8 protein-coding genes are annotated in these 13,304 nt (G+C 75.3%); 4 read left to right on the top strand and 4 right to left on the bottom strand.

The features are described from left to right. Positions 1–5 precede the first annotated feature (5 nt). Positions 6–1,244 carry an acyl-CoA dehydrogenase family protein gene (locus tag ABEB00_RS32605; RefSeq protein WP_345624304.1) on the top strand — a complete coding sequence of 413 codons (1,239 nt, stop codon included), beginning with the start codon at positions 6–8 and terminating at the stop codon, positions 1,242–1,244. A gap of 31 nt (positions 1,245–1,275) precedes the next feature. Then, on the top strand, positions 1,276–2,310 hold the full coding sequence (locus ABEB00_RS32600) for an LLM class flavin-dependent oxidoreductase (RefSeq protein WP_345624303.1): 1,035 nt from the start codon (positions 1,276–1,278) through the stop codon (positions 2,308–2,310). A gap of 27 nt (positions 2,311–2,337) precedes the next feature. Here the strand turns inward: ABEB00_RS32600 and ABEB00_RS32595 are convergent, their stop codons facing one another. Then, a complete protein-coding gene (locus ABEB00_RS32595; protein ID WP_345624302.1) occupies positions 2,338–5,151 on the bottom strand; it encodes a BTAD domain-containing putative transcriptional regulator in 2,814 nt (937 codons plus the stop codon). Between the two features lie 536 nt (positions 5,152–5,687). On the opposite strand from ABEB00_RS32595, the gene ABEB00_RS32590 reads away from it, so the two are divergent. Further along, a complete protein-coding gene (locus ABEB00_RS32590) occupies positions 5,688–8,456 on the top strand; it encodes an AAA family ATPase (protein WP_345624301.1) in 2,769 nt (922 codons plus the stop codon). After that, entirely contained in the window at positions 8,453–9,679 is a 1,227-nt protein-coding gene (locus ABEB00_RS32585; RefSeq protein WP_345624300.1) for a 3-deoxy-7-phosphoheptulonate synthase, read from the top strand. Before ABEB00_RS32590 ends, ABEB00_RS32585 begins: the two co-directional genes overlap by 4 nt. Before the next feature lie 115 nt (positions 9,680–9,794). Here the strand turns inward: ABEB00_RS32585 and mhpA are convergent, their stop codons facing one another. The 3 genes from mhpA to ABEB00_RS32570 form a co-directional block, all read right to left on the bottom strand. Next, a complete protein-coding gene (gene mhpA, locus ABEB00_RS32580; protein ID WP_345624299.1) occupies positions 9,795–11,477 on the bottom strand; it encodes a bifunctional 3-(3-hydroxy-phenyl)propionate/3-hydroxycinnamic acid hydroxylase MhpA in 1,683 nt (560 codons plus the stop codon). Beyond that, the gene (locus tag ABEB00_RS32575; RefSeq protein ID WP_345624366.1) at positions 11,474–12,259 is read right to left on the bottom strand and encodes an arylamine N-acetyltransferase family protein; all 786 of its coding nucleotides are present in this window, start codon (positions 12,257–12,259) and stop codon (positions 11,474–11,476) included. Before ABEB00_RS32575 ends, mhpA begins: the two co-directional genes overlap by 4 nt. Positions 12,260–12,264: 5 nt before the next feature. Beyond that, the coding region (locus tag ABEB00_RS32570; RefSeq protein WP_345624298.1) for an acyltransferase domain-containing protein at positions 12,265–13,304 on the bottom strand (1,040 nt) is incomplete at its 5' end.

Genomic DNA, 13,304 nt, shown 5'->3' with positions numbered 1-13,304 from the left:
AAACGATGCCTGAGACGACAGTGGGTCCCGGCCTCGCCGAGACGGCCGAGGACCCGGTCCGCACCGATCCGCTCGCGGCCGCGGACAGGGCCGCGCAGTGGCTGCGGCGGGCCGAGGCGGTCGCGGGGCACCTGGCGCCCGGCGCGGGCCGCAGGGACCGCGAGGGCACCGCGCCGGTGGCCGAGATCCGGCTGCTGAAGGAAGCGGGCCTGGTGACGCTGCTCGGCCCGGTCGAGTACGGCGGCGGGGGGCAGGACTGGCCGCTCGCGTACCGGGTGGTGCGGACCGTGGCCGCCGCCGACGCCTCGATCGGGACACTGCTCGCCCACCACTACGTGTGGCTGTGGATCGCGGAGTTCATCGGCACCGACGAGAAGATCCAGCACATCGGCGAGGTGGCGACCCGGGCCCGCTGGTTCTTCAGCGGTTCGGACCGGCCCCGGTCGGCGCCGCTGGTGATCTCCGACACCGGTGGGGACATGCTCTTCGACGGGCGGCTGGAACGTGCCCTGGGGCACCAGGTCTCGGACATCACCATGCTGGAGGGCTTCCCCGAGGACGGGGAGGTACCGGTCAGCGCGCTGGCGATGAGCAACCACGAGCGGCTCCACTTCGAGCCGGAACCCGCCGAGTTCGGGCTGCGGTCGGTCGCGGCGGGCACGGTCGTCGCGAACCGGGCGAACATACCGTGGACCGGCGCCCTGGGACATGTCGACAAGACGTTCGTGCCGCGGGTCTACAACACCTTCCTCACCCCCACCCTGCGGCTGGCCCGGGCCAACGTGCTGATCGGTACGGCCGCCGGGGCGCTGCGGGCCGCCGAGGAGTACCTCCGCTGCCAGTGGTCGGACGCTCCTCCCTCGGTGTCGGCCGCCGACGTCTCCGCGGGGGTGTACGGGGCGCTGACGGCCCGGCTGTGGGCGGTGCAGGCGCTGGCCGACGCCGTCGGCGAGGAGTCCGGGGAGCTGCACGCCCGGCGGCGCCGGGTGAGCGCGGAGGAGCGCGGCCGGCACGCGGTGCGGGTGGCCGCGCTGGCCGAGCAGGCGGCGGAGGCCGCCGACGAGATCACCGGCGGGGTGTTCCGCGCCGTGGGGGCGACCGGCGCGCGGGCCGCCGGGGGCCTGGACCGGTTCTGGCGTGACGTGCAGGCCCTGCGGGTGCACGAGCCGGCCACGGACCACCGCCGCACGGTGGGCCGGCACGTCCTGCGTGGCGAGACACCCGAACCGACCTGGTATGCGTGACCCGCGTGACCCGCTAAGGAGCGAACCGGAAATGAGCAGCAGTACCACGATCCCCTTGTCCGTTCTCGACATCGCCTCCGTCGACACCGCCGGCGGTCCCGTCGCCGCCCTGGCCGGCGCCCGGGAACTCGCCTCGGCGGCCGACGCGTTGGGCTACGAGCGGTTCTGGGTGGCGGAGCACCACGGCATGCACGGCATCGCCAGTTCGGTGCCCGCCGTCCTGCTGGCCGCGATCGGCCAGCGCACCGAGCGCATCCGGATCGGGGCGGGCGGGGTGATCCTGCCCAACCACGCCCCGTACGCGGTCGCCGAGTCCTTCGCCACCCTGGCGACCCTCTTCCCCGGCCGGGTCGACCTGGGCATCGGCCGGTCGGGGGCGGACCCCGTGCTCGCCCACGCGCTGCGCCGCGCGCCGGACGACGAGTTCACCGACACCCTGGAGGAACTCCTCGGTTTCCTCGACGGTGGCTTCCCCGAGGGCCACCCCTACCAGCGGCTGGAGGCGCTGCCCCGGCCGCCCGTGGCGCCGCGGGCGTGGTCGCTGGGCGCCAGTGTGCGCAGCGCGACGGAGGCGGGGCGGCGCGGTCTGCCGTACGCGTTCGCCCATCACTTCTTCAACTCCCGGGGGGCGGAGGAGGCGCTGGCGGCGTACCGGGAGAACTTCCGGCCGTCGGCGCGGGCGGAGCGGCCGCACGCGATCGTCACCGTGTTCACCATCTGCGGGGAGACGTCCGAGCAGGCCCGGCGGCTGGCCGACCCCGCGCTCTTCCCGGTGCTGCGGCTCGGCGGTTCCTCGCCCGCGGTGCCGCTGCCCTCCCTGGCGGAGGCCGAGGCGTACCACTGGGCGGACACCGAGCGGGCGGCGGGCGACGCGCTGCTGGCCAGTCAGGCGGTCGGCGATCCGGACGAGGTGCGGCGAGCCCTGACCGGCCTGCTGGAGCGCACCGGGGCCGACGAGTTGATGATCACCAACAACCTCACCGACGTGAAGGAGAAGATCGGCTCGCTGGCGCGGGTGCGGGCGCTGGCCCCGTCGCTGCCCGCGCCGGGACACGTCGGCGTGTGAGGGCGGCGACCGCCGGGCGGGCGGTGGTCAGCCCGTCCGGCCGGCCGTGCGCAGCGCCGCGCCGCCGCGCGGTCCGCGCTCCGCGAGGCTGTCGAGGATGCGCCCGCGGTGGGTGAGCAGCCAGACGCGTTCGGGTTCGCCCGGCGGACAGCGGTCCAGGGCGTAGTCCAGGCAGCGCGCCGCCCGGGCGTCGTCCCCGGCGGCGGCGGCTCTGGCGCTGGCCGCCACGAGCGCTTCCCACGCCTGCCGGTCCAGGGCCTCCACCGGTGCGCCGTCGGCCTCGGCGAGGGTGATCGCCCGGTCGTGGTGGTGGGCGAGCAGGTCCGGGCGGACGGAGTCCAGCAGGGACGCCCAGTTCGCCACCCGCAGATGGCGTTCGAGGAGGACCCGGCCGGGCAACTGGCCGAGCACGACGTCGCGGGTGACGGGGTAGCGGAAGGTGTATTCGAGGTCGCCCGGGATGCTGCTGCGGTGCACCCGCCGCAGCAGGTCGCGCATCTCCAGGTACTCCAGGGCGCCGGACACCTCCTCGGACTCCCGGAGGCTGACGGCGGCGACCGCCGAGCGCCACAGGGTCTCGCCGACGACCGCCGCGTCCCGCAGCACCGACTTGGCGGTGGCGTCCAGGGTGTCGAGCTGGGCGGCGGTGACGGCGCGCACGGCCGGCGGGTGGGCGGGCCGGCGCCGTACGTCCGCGGTGCCGGCCCGGGCGTACTCCTGGACGAAGAGGGGGTTGCCGTCGGCGAGCGCGCCGGGGTCGTCGGCGGGGTCCTGGCGGCGGCCGGCGGTGGCCTCGATCAGCGCGTGGGTGGCGAGGCCGGACAGCGGCGCCACGGTGACCAGGGCGGAGCGGCGTTTGGCGCAGCCCCAGCCGGGCGAGGCGCGCAGCAGTTCGGAGCGGGCGCCGACGACGAGGAGCAGGCCCACCGGGCCGAGCCGGACGGTCAGGTCCTCGACGAAGCTGCGCACGAAGTCGGCGGCGCGGTGGAAGTCGTCGAGGACGGCCACCAGGGGGCGTTCGGCCGCCGTCTCCTCCAGGACGCGCCGGACGGCGTCGAGCACCTCCTCGCGGGGCACCGCCTCGTGTCCGCCGCCGGGGCCCTCCGGGGAGGTGGCGGGCGTGGGCAGGCCGAGGCAGGCGGCGAGGGCGGCGACGACCCGGTCGGCGTCGGGCGCGTCCGGCAGCAGGCGGGCCACCATCTCGGTGAGCGCGGGCAGGACGAGCGCCCCGGCGGCGCCGGGACGGACGCCGACGCAGCCGCGGATCAGGCCGGCCAGCGGTTCGTAGGGGGTGTGGGCGTCGAAGGCGGGCGTGGCCGCGTGCAGCACCCGGGGGACGCCTCCGGTGCCGTCCTGCGGTTCGCCGGTGCGCAGCGTCTCGGTGAACTCCTCGATCAGTCGGGTCTTGCCGATGCCGGGTTCGCCGAGGACCGTGACCAGGTGCGGCAGCCGGCGGAGCGCGGCGTCCTGGTAGGCGCCGCGCAGCATCTCCAGTTCGCGGGTGCGTTCGAGGAACGGTGGCCGGGCGGCCGGGGGCGCGGCGTGCGGCCTGCCGGTGCTCAGGCGCCGTACGCCGGGGACGCCGGCCACCCGCGCGGCGTCGAAGAGGGGGCCGACCGCGGCCGCGGTGGCCTCGCACGCCCAGATCTGCCCGGCGGGCACCTGGAGCAGCCACTGGTGGCAGGAGTCCAGCACCTCACCCGTCACCTCGACCGGTTCCGGGGCGCTGTCGTCGTAGGTCACGACGATCTCGCCGGTGCCGACGGCCAGGTGGACGGCGGGCCGTTCGCCGTCGCCGGGTCCCGCCGTGAGCGGGGTCAGCCGGCGGCGCAGCGCGAAGGCGGCGCGCACGGCGCGCTCGGGGTCGTCCTCGTGGGCGCGGGGCGCGCCGAAGACGATCACCCACACCGATCCGAAGGCCCTGCGCACCAGGCCGCCGTAGGGAGCGGCTTCTTCCTGGACCGCGCCGGTCAGTTCCTTGACGGCGTGGTCGATGCGTCCGGAGGAGGGCGCGTGCCCGTCGGGGGTGGTCCAGCGGGTGCGGACCATCACGACGCTGGCCTGCCGGCACTCGACGCGTTCCCAGGAGGCGCGGTAGGGCCGCGCGGGCTTGGCGGGGCCGGGCGCGGCCGCGGGCCTGGGCGCGGGCGGCGGCGGGGGCTGCGCGGGGGGTGGCGGCTGCACGGGGACGGGGGCGGGGGCGGGGGCCGCGGCGCGGGTGGGGGCGAGGGCGCGGGGCGGGGTGACGGCGGTGGCGGGGCCGGTGCCGACGAGTTGCAGGGCCAGGGCGGGGTCGTGGCTGAGAATCGCCTGCTGGAGGCGTTGCAGACCGCGGCCGGGCTCCAGTCCGAAGCGGTGCGCGAGCACGTCCCGGGCGCGCCGGTAGCGGGCCAGTGCCTCCGGCTGCCGTCCGCAGTTGTAGAGGGCGACCATGAGCTGGGCCACCAGGCGTTCCCGGGTCGGCTCGGTCTCCAGCAGCGTCTCCAGCTCGTCGACGAGTTCGCCGTCGCGGCCCAGCGCCAGTTCGGCCTGGAAGCAGTCCTCGTAGACCGCGAGCCGGGTGCCCCGCAGCACGGCCAGTTCGGGCCAGGTGACGCCGTCGGCGACGTCGGCGAGGGCGGGGCCGCGCCACAGGGCGAGCGCCTCGCGCAGCCGCCGGGAGGCGGCGGCCCAGTCGCCCGCCGCGAGCCGGGCGCGGCCCAATGTGACAAGTTCGTGAAATCGCGTCAGATCCAGCTGTTCCGGCTCGATACGCAGGACGTAACCGGGCATCATGGTCTCCAGCGCGACGCGTTCGTCGGCGGAGGCCGCACCACGGAATGCCTGACGCAATCCGGCCACGGAGTTCTGCACCATTTTCCGTGCCGTCGAGGGCCGGTCATTTCCCCAGAGCGTCGTGATTATCTCGCTGGTACTCACCACGCTATTGGCGCGGAGCAACAACACCCCCAGCAGCGCGCGCTGCTGCATTCCCCGTATCACCACCTGCTTGTCGCCGGAGAATACCTCCAGCGATCCCAGCACGTTGAAGCGCAACGTCAGCCTCCCCCCAGCCCGACAACCGCCCCACCCTACAGGCATGAGGGCCCGTCACCTCATGCCCACACACAGTAGTTCGAACGGCGGCTCCCGGTGCGGCCGATGTGAAACTGTCACGTATTTCACACCGAACTCTCGCGGTGCGTCATTTCCGCGGCGACCGCCGAGAGCACCGGAGATGGACCGCGCATGGGTGGCCGGTTCCCGGCCAATGGGTGCACACCGCACATGATGTTCTCGGCCCGGCAGGGGTTCCGGCAGCGCCGCCGTTCTCCGAGCCGTCGACCGACGGCAAGTGCCCGCCGGGCCTCACGAATGACAAGTTCGGGAGTTATCACGTGGCTTCGCTGCTGGAACGTGAGGTGCACATCGACCGCCTCGACACCCTGCTCGACGACTGTCTGCGCCAGGCCGGCCGGGCCGTCGTCCTCGAAGGTCCGCTCGGCACCGGCAAGACCGAGCTGATGCGGGCCTTCGCCGGCCGCGCGGCCCGGCGGCACGGCGTCCGGGTCGTCACCGCGGGTTGTTCGGCGCAGGAGCGGGCGCTGCCGTTCGGGGTGGCCGGCCAGCTCTTCCGCGCCGCCGGCTGGTCCACCGGGCCCGCCGAGCGGCTGATGGCGCACACGGCACCGGCCACCGCGGCCGGCGACGCCCCCTCCCCCGCCCTGCTGCACGCCTGCCGGGAACTGGCCCGGTCGGTGTTCGCGGCGGCCGCCGAGACCCCGCTGCTGATCACCGTGGACGACATCAGCGACGCGGACGAGGAGTCCCTGCACTTCCTGCGGCACCTGGTGCGCCACCTGCCGCAGAGCCGGCTGCTGCTGATCCTCGCCGACGGCACCACCTCGTCGCCGGAACAGCGGCGGCTGTACGCCGAGCTGCTCCGCCACCCGCACGTCGACCGGCTGCACCTGGCCCCGCTGTCCCGCCCGGCCGCGCTGCGCCTGCTCACCGAGGAACTCGGCGAGGACGTGGTGCGCCGGGCCGGCGCGGAGCTGGCCGACGCGGCCGGGGGCAACGCGCTGCTGCTGCGCGCCCTCGCCGAGCAGGGCCGGGCCGGCTCCGCGCCGCGCTACGGCGCCGCCCTGCTGAGCTGCCTGCACCGGGTGGACCCGGGCGTGCTGCGGATCGTACGGGCGCTGGCGGTGCTCGGGGACGACGCGCAGGAGGCGGATCTCGTCCGGCTCACGGACGACGACGGTGCGGAGACGGTCGGGGACGTCCTGGCGTCGCTGACCGCGGCCGGCCTGCTGGACGACTCCGGCAGGCTGCGCGGCGACGACGCGCGCGGCGCCGTACTGGAGGACATGCCCGCGTACGAGCACGCGGAGCTGCGGCTGCGGGCCGCGAAGCTGCGTCACGAGGCCGGGGCGGGCGCCGAGGCGGTGGCGGAGCACCTGGTGGCCGCCGACAGCACCCAGCCGTCCTGGGCGGTGCCCGTCCTCACCGAGGCGGCGGAGCACGCCCTGCTGGACCACCGGCTCCGCGCCGCGGTGGCCTGCCTGCGGCTGGCGCACCGGGCGACCTCCGGCGAGCAGGCCCGGGCCGTGATCCGGCACCGCCTGGTCCAGGCGGAACGGGAGCTGAACCCGGCGGCGACCGCCCGCCATCTGGGGGCGCTGACCGCCGCCGTCCGGGCCGGCCACCTCGGCACGGACGAAGCCCTCGCCGTCGTACAGCAGTTGCTGTGGCTGGGGCGCGGGGAGGAGGCGGTGGGGGTGCTGGACCTGCTGCGGGCGCGGTCCGGGGGCCGGGTACCGGCCGAGGTCGGTGCGCTGCGGGACATCGAGATCTGGCTGGCGTACACCCACCCGGCCCTGGCCAAGGGCCGCCGGCCGCCGAGCGTGCCCGCCGAACTGCGGCACGCGGTGGTCCCCGGGATCGACCCGCATCTGGGGACCGCCGCGGCGCTGGCGGGCGCGCTGACCGGCGGGCGGACGGCGAGCGTCGTCGGTCCCGCCCTGCGGCTGCTGCGCGAGGCGCAGTTGCGCTCCGGCACGCTGTGGACCGAGGAGGCCGCGCTGCTGGCCGTGCGGGTGCTGATCCACGCGGGGCGCACCGACGAGGCGGCGCAGTGGAGCGAGCGGCTGCTCACCACGGCGGAACGGCGCGATCTGCCCACGGCCGCCGCCCGGTACGCCGCCGCGCGCGGGGAGACCGCCCTGCTCCGCGGCGAGCTGCTCGTCGCGGAGGAGAACTGCCGGCTCGCCCTGACCCGGCTGCCGCCCGCCGCCTGGGGCATCGCCGTCGGACTGCCGCTGAGCACGCTGGTGCTGGCGGCGACGCACCGCGGCGAGCACCAGGCGGCCGCCAAGCACCTGACGCACGCGGTGGGCGAGGCGATGTTCCAGAGCCTGTACGGGCTGCGGTACTTGTTCGCGCGGGGCCGCCACCACCTGGCGGCCGGGCACAGCCACGCGGCGCTCGCCGACTTCCTCTCCTGCGGCGAGCTGGTGCGGAGCTGGGGGCTGGACACCGCGGGCACGGTGCCGTGGCGCACCTACGCCGCCGAGGCGTGGCTGCACCTCGACAACCGGGACCAGGCGTGGCGACTGGTCCACGAGCAGCTCAGCCGCTCGGACGCCGACCGGCCCTCGGTCCGCGGCCCGGCGCTGCGGCTGCTGGCCGCGGCGGCGCCCGCGGGCCGCCGGATACCGCTGCTGACCGAGGCCATCGAACTCACCGAGTCCTCCGGCGACCGCTACGAGCAGGTACGGGTGCTCACCGACCTCAGCCGCGCCTACCAGGCGGCCGGCAACAAGCGCCGGGCGCGGGTGCTGCTGCGCCAGGCCCTGCACGTGGCGAACATGTGCGGGATGCGGCCGCTCACCCAGGAGCTGCTGTCGGTCTCCGGCGACCTCGACGGCACCGTGCCCGCCGACGAGGACACCGGGTACGACAGCGGCATCGGTTCGCTGTCCCCTTCCGAACGCCGGGTCGCGTCGCTGGCCGTGCTCGGTTACACCAACCGCGAGATCGCGGTACGCCTCTACGTCACGGCCAGCACCGTCGAACAGCACCTCACGCGCGTCTACCGCAAGCTCGGCGTGCGCCGCCGCAAGGACCTGCCGGCCGATCTGTGGGCCAATCTCAGGAAGACGGGATGACCAAGATGACCATGACGTCCTCGCCGTACGGCGGTGTCGACCCCGGCCTCGCCCGGTCACTCGCCGGCCGCACCGCCCAGCAGCAGCCCCGGTGGCCGGACGAACAGGAGGTGCGGGAGGTCCGGGAGGCGCTCGGCGGGCGGGCGCCGCTGGTCGCGCCCGCCGAGGTCGATCAGCTCACCGCGCGGCTCGCCGAGGTCGCGGCCGGCCGTGCGCTGCTCCTCCAGGGCGGGGACTGCGCCGAGACCTTCGCCGGCAACACGCCCGAGCACCTGCGCGCCAACCTGCGCGTCCTGTTGCACTGCGCGACGCTGCTGGAGGTGGCGTCGGCGCTGCCCGTGGTGCACGTCGGCCGGATCGCCGGGCAGTACGCCAAGCCGCGCTCGCGGGCGCTGGGACCGGACGGGCTGCCCGCCTACCGCGGCGACATCGTGCACGGCGCCGCGGCGGACGCCGCGGCCCGCCGCCCCGACCCGCGGCGGATGCTCACCGCGTACGCCGGCGCGCAGGCCGCGCTGACCGTGGTCCGCGCGACGGCCGCCGAGTCCCGCACGGAACTGTTCACCGGCCACGAGGCGCTGCTCCTCGACTACGAACTTCCGCTGGTGCGCGCCGGGTACGGGCTGTCGGGGCACTTCCTGTGGATCGGCGAGCGGACCCGCGACCTCGACGGGGCGCATGTGACGCTCGCCCGCCACCTCGCCAATCCGGTCGGGGTGAAGGTCGGGCCCGGCACCACTCCCGCGCAGGTCCTCGCCCTGGCGGCGGCGCTCGACCCGGACCGCACGCCGGGCCGGCTCACCCTGATCAGCCGCATGGGCGCGGACCGGGTGACCGGGGTGCTGCCCCCGCTGGTGGAGGCGGTGGCGGCGGCCGGGCACCCGGTGGTGTGGCTGTGCGACCCGATGCACGGCAACACGCAGGTCGCGGAGTCGGGGCTGAAGACCCGGCACTTCGACCGCATCGTCGCCGAGGTGGAGGGGTACTTCGCGGTGCACCGGGCGCTCGGCAGCCATCCGGGCGGCCTGCACCTGGAGTTCACCGGCGACGACGTCACCGAGTGCCTGGGCGGCCGGGAGGACCTGCGGGAGGACCAGTTGCCCGAGCGCTATCTGACCGCGTGCGACCCGCGGCTGAACGGCCGCCAGTCCCTCGACCTCACCCGCCTGGTCGCGGAGATCCTGCTGCGCCGGCCGGTCCGGGGGGACGCGGTCCGGGTCTGAGGTGCCGGGCACGCGGGGCGCGGGGGACGGGTCGGTGACGGGTCCGTCCTCCGCGCGTGTCGACGGGTCGGTGACGGGTCCGTCCCCCGCGCGTGTCGCGGGGGTTCGTCCCGCGTCAGGGGCTGAGCGCGGTGCGCAGCGCGGTGACGACCCCGGCCAGGCCGGCCCGGTCGGCGGCGGCCCCGTAGACGTAGAAGTCCGGTCGGACCAGCAGGGCGACCGCGCGGGCGGCGGCGAACCGGGGCAGGTAGACGCCGTCGGTGTCGGCGACGCTGTCCGGCTCGGGTTCGCTCCCGTCGTCGGCCACCACCCGGACGACCCGGGCGCCCAGTCCGTCCAGCCAGGCCCGGTCCGCCTCGCTCAGCAGCGTCCTCGGCGGCTCGGTGGTGAGCAGCACGAAGCCGCGGCCGACGACGTCGTCGAAACGGCCCGCGGCCCCCGCGGCGGCCCGCACCCGGCCCTGCGGCACCAGTTCGCCCGCCGGGGCGGAGCCGTGCCGCAGCCCGGTGGTGAGCGGCTGCACGGGGGTGCGCGGGCGGGCGGCGCCGACGGTGGCGCGCCGGGCCCGTTCCTGGGCGGCCAGCATGGCGGCGTCCCGGTCCCGGGCGGCGGCCGGGTCGGTCTGGCAGATGACCCGGCCCAGCTCCATCGACATGGTCAGCGCGTGCCGGACATGGGTGCGCCGCTCGGCCTGGTAGGTGTCCAGCAGGGCGTCGCCGGCCCGCCCGGAGAGCACCAGGTCGAGTTTCCACGCGAGGTTGGCGGCGTCCCGGAACCCCGAGCACATGCCCTGGCCGGCGAAGGGTGGCATCAGGTGGGCGGCGTCCCCGGCGATCAGCATCCGGTCGTGCCGCCACCGGTCCGCGTAGCGGGCCTGGAAGGTGTAGACGGCGTGCCGCAGCAGAGTGGCGTTGCCGGGGCCGATGTCGAACAGGGACAGCAGCTTCCAGACGTTCTCCTCGCTGCCGAACTCCTCGGCGGGCTCGTGGTCGAGCCGCATGAACTCCCAGCGGCGGTGCCCCGGCCCGGCCGAGACCGCGGTCCGCGGCCGGGCCGGGTCGCAGACCTGAAGGTTGTTCGGGACGAACGCGCGCCCGTCGTGCGGTACGACGTCGCAGGTCAGCCAGTCGTTGAAGAAGGCGAAGTCGGTGACGGTGCCGCCGATGGCCGCGCGGACCAGGCTGTTGGCGCCGTCGCAGCCGATGACCCAGCGGGCGGTGAGGGTGCCGCCGTGCCCGCTTCCCGCGCCCGCTTCGCGCTCCACAGCCTTCTGGCCCTCTTCACCCTCTTCGCCCGGCGCGCCCGGCGCGCCCGGCGCGCCCGGCGCGCTCGCCGCGCTCGCCGCGCCCGTCACGGTGAGCACGACCCGGTCGCCCTGGTCGGCGAGGGCGGTCACGGTACGGCCGCGCAGTACCCGGAGGCCGGGGAATTCCTCGCCTCGGGCCGCCAGCGCGGCCTCCAGTCCGGGCTGGTACATCGAGGTCGAGTCGGGCCAGCCGGAGCGCCCCCGCTCGTCGACGTCCACCCGGAAGAGGGTCTCGCCCCCGGCGGTGTGCCACACGTAGTCGCGGGAGGACTCGGCGTGCGGGGCGATGTCCGCGTCCGCGCCGGTGGCGGCGAGGATTCTCGCGGACTCGCCGTCGTAGGAGACGGCGCGGGGCATGGGGTACGGCCGCGGGAACCGTTCCAGCACGGTGACCCGGTGGCCGCGGGCGGCCAGCAGCAGTGCGGTGACCTGGCCCACGGGGCCGTATCCGACGATCGCGACGTCGGTGTCGGTGGCCGCGTCGTCGGTCATGACGCCCCCGCGGGGCGGCCCAGGATGTCGGCGAGCACCTGGGCGTAGTCGTCGGGGTCCACGACGCCGCGCATGCTTTCGTGGCCGTCGTCCACGGTGACCAGCCGTTTCCCGATCAGGATGCGCTGGCCGCGGTCGAAGGCCCGGCCGCGCACCACGGTCCCGGCGCCGGACAACTGGCGGGCGAAGCGGTCCAGTTCGGACGACGGGACGCCCCATTCGGCGTAGGACCGCGGCTCGGGCCGGAAGCGGTAGACGGCCTGCCAGTCGCCGGTCCGTCCCTTGCGCTGTACGACGTGGTAGCCGTCGGCCAGGACGATACGGAAGTCGGTGCCGGACTGCGTGGTCACCTCGCCGACGGCCAGGCGCAGCGGTTCGAGGTAGGACGGGCCGACGAAGCCGACGTCCGTCAGCCAGATGTCGCCCTCGACGCGGGCGAAGCCGAAGACGTGCTCCAGGTCGGGGCCGAAGGTGCCGTCGGCCTGGCGGATTCCGGCGGCGAAGACCCCGGTCTGGTGGCCGAGGCCGCGCAGCAGGGCGCTGAAGAGGCCGTTCAGTTCGTAGCAGACGCCGCCCCGGCCGCCGGCGACGACCGCGTCGAACGTGGTGTCCTGGTCGATGTCGACGCCGGCCCAGAGCGAGGTGCCGCGGCCGGAGTTGAGGGAGGAGTCGTAGGGGATGGTCATGAGGTGCCGCTTGTGGAGTTCGCGCAGGGTGTCGACGGTGGGGGTGCGCGGCCCTTCGTACGCCAGGGTCTTGAGGTAGACGTCGATGTCGAACATGCCGCTCACTGCCCTTCCGTGGGCCGGCCGCTGACGGCGGACGGCTCGTCGTCGGTGTGCTGCTCCTGGGCGTTCTGCGGCTGGGCGTTCTGCGGCTGGGCCAGGAGTTCGGCCAGGTGGTGGGCGAGCAGGGCGGGGGTCGGTTCGTCGAAGATCAGCAGGGCGGGCAGTTCGAGCCCGGTGCCGGTCTGCAGTTGGTTGCGCAGCGCGACGGCGGTCAGTGACACGAACCCGATGTCGAAGAAGACCCCGTCCGGGGCGACCTGGTCGGACGACTCGTGGCCGAGCACGGCGGCGGCCTCGGCGCGGACGAAGTCGAGCAGCAGCGCTTCGCGTTCCTCCGGGGCGCTGTCCCGCAGCCGGCGGGCGAACGCGGCCGCTGTGTCGCTGTCCCCGGTGTCCCCGGTGTCCGGTGTCGTCGCGGGGGTGGTGCTGGTGTCGATGTCCATGGCGGGTCCTGTCGAGAGGGTGGCGGGCGCGGACGCGAGCCAGTAGTGCCGGTGCTGGAACGGATAGGTGGGCAGTTCCCCGGGGTGCAGCCGGGGGGCGTTCTCCAGGAACGGTGTCCAGTGGACGGCGGTCCCCCGGACGTGCAGTTCCGCCGCGGCGTACAGGAACCGGTCGAGGCCGCCGTCGTCGCGGCGCAGGGTGCCGGTGACCGCGTGTGCGCGCACGCCGACGCTCTCCAGCGTCTCGACGACGCCGTGCGCGAGCACGGGGTGGGCGCTGATCTCGACCCAGACCGGGGTGTCCTGCTCGGCCAGGGACCGGACGGCGTCGGCGAACCGCACCGGCTGCCGCAGGTTCCGGTACCAGTACCCGGCGTCCAGCTCCGGACCCTCCAGCCAGCGTCCCTCCACCGTGGAGTAGAACGGCACCACCGCCTCCCGCGGCTCCACCCCGGCGAGCAGGCGGGTCAGCTCGTCCTCGATCAGCTCGACGTGGGAGGTGTGGGAGGCGTAGTCCACCGGGATACGGCGAACCCGCACCCCCTCCTCCTCCAGCTCCGCCACCAGCGCGTCCAGCCCCGCCGGATCACCGGCCA

This window comes from Streptomyces ziwulingensis (genome assembly GCF_039542605.1).
Classification (GTDB): domain Bacteria; phylum Actinomycetota; class Actinomycetes; order Streptomycetales; family Streptomycetaceae; genus Streptomyces; species Streptomyces ziwulingensis.
The sequence above is the reverse complement of the archived record's forward strand: the minus strand, read 5'-3'. Positions and strand labels throughout refer to the sequence as shown.